Source organism: Belliella pelovolcani (genome assembly GCF_900156785.1).
In the GTDB taxonomy this organism is placed as follows: domain Bacteria; phylum Bacteroidota; class Bacteroidia; order Cytophagales; family Cyclobacteriaceae; genus Belliella; species Belliella pelovolcani.
Genome location: NZ_FTOP01000041.1, coordinates 1 through 1,655, shown reverse-complemented (window position 1 = coordinate 1,655; position 1,655 = coordinate 1). Strand labels below are relative to the sequence as shown.

General features: G+C 39.3%; 1 protein-coding gene. It reads right to left on the bottom strand.

From position 1 onward, the window contains the following. Positions 1-29: 29 nt before the first annotated feature. Complete coding sequence (locus tag BW935_RS17980) at positions 30-1,541, bottom strand: IS1634 family transposase (RefSeq protein ID WP_076503163.1); 1,512 nt, start codon at positions 1,539-1,541, stop codon at positions 30-32. Positions 1,542-1,655 lie beyond the last annotated feature (114 nt).

The window sequence follows — 1,655 nt, the reverse complement described above, 5'->3', positions numbered from 1 at the left end:
TCCTGACTTCGACACTGGGACACCCAAAATCAAAAATCGAACATTTTTGCCAGTTTTTGCTGACCCTCGTTCAAAAACAGGGTTTTTCTCAGCTTTTTCCCTGTTGATTTGAGTTGGATTTCTACTGTGTAAATACCTTTTGCTATTTCAATTGCTTTTTGTGGTGAAAGGTTTGCTTCTTTTTCATTCAACTGCCTTTCGAGTTCCTTGTAGACCTTGTAAGCTACGAATGCAATGCTGATATGGGCTTCTATTCTCCTTTGTTTGTAATGGAAAACTGGTCTTACCTTGATATCATTTTTGGTTATTCTGAAGGCCTTTTCAATCTTCCATAAGTTGTTGTAATTCTCAATCACCTGTTCTTTGTCAAGCTTTGTATTGGTGATGTAGCCTTTGAGACCGTCCCATTGCCCATCCTGTTCAAACTTTTCCATATCCAAGGCAATCTTTATCTCACCTTCCATTTTTAGGTATTTGTTATAGCCCCTGTTATTGATGTGGGTTTTGTTGAGTTTCCCTGTAGCTAACTGTTTTTCGAGCTTTTTAAGCCCTTTTTCCCTGTTGATCTTATCCTTCTTGGCCCTCTTTTCCGAGTAGCTCACGACCATTCTAAGGTTCTCTTCCCAATCCACAGAAACACTCTCTCCATTTTCCAGCTCTAGAGCTAACACTTTGCTTTTTTGATTAGTGCCGGAAGACTTAAGACGAGCCCCAAGAATGAACTCATATCCGTTATCAAGTAATTCTTTGATATTGCTTTTGGAAAGCAAACCAGAATCTGCCACAACTATCGGGGCGGGCAGATTATACTTTTTCCTAAAAGTCTCTATTACCGGAATCATGGTATGCCCCTCAAACTTATTACCCTCAAAAATCTCATAAGCCAAAGGGTACCCATCAAGACCTACCAGTAAACCCAAAACTATCTGGGGATTCTGATGCTTGCCTTCTTTGGAAAAACCGGTCTTCCTGAGATCATCTTCCTGATCTACTTCAAAATAGAGTGTGGTACAATCGTAAAAGACAATATTGATACTTCCTCCCAGTATTTTCTTGGTGTGACCAAAACTGATCAGCTGTACTATCTCTTTATAATTGTTGTAAAGCTTGTCCATATACCGGTATAGATCCTGAACATGAAAATCAAGGCCATGATAGGTCTGCAGGTATTCGCAGGTCTTGAGTTTGCTGGCCGGAAAACATATCCTGGAATAAACAAGCCACTTAAAAATATCGTCTTTGATTACGTTGAACCCAATATCATTGAATATCTTACTCAGGAGGAGTTCTGTACCTGAAACAGTAATGTTTTCTACACTTTCCAAGACAGATTCTGCAACCTGTTCTTCACTGTTGAAGGGAATGTCAATAATGCCTTTATAATTCCTTATCCACTCTTCTCCCAAAGAAAAAAGCTCTTCAACTTCTGCAGGATCGGAACTACTGCCTATGGTTTTGGCGACTTTATAACTTCCCCCTACCTTGTCTATTACCTGAACACTGATCTTGCCACTTTTATTGGGCTTTTTGCGGACAAACATGCTTAAAAGTAATCAAAATTACCTCTGGGACACCCAAATTCAAAATCAAAAAATATAAAACATTATCTATCAAAGCCTTACGATTAAATGGGACTGACGACTGTCGAAGTCAGG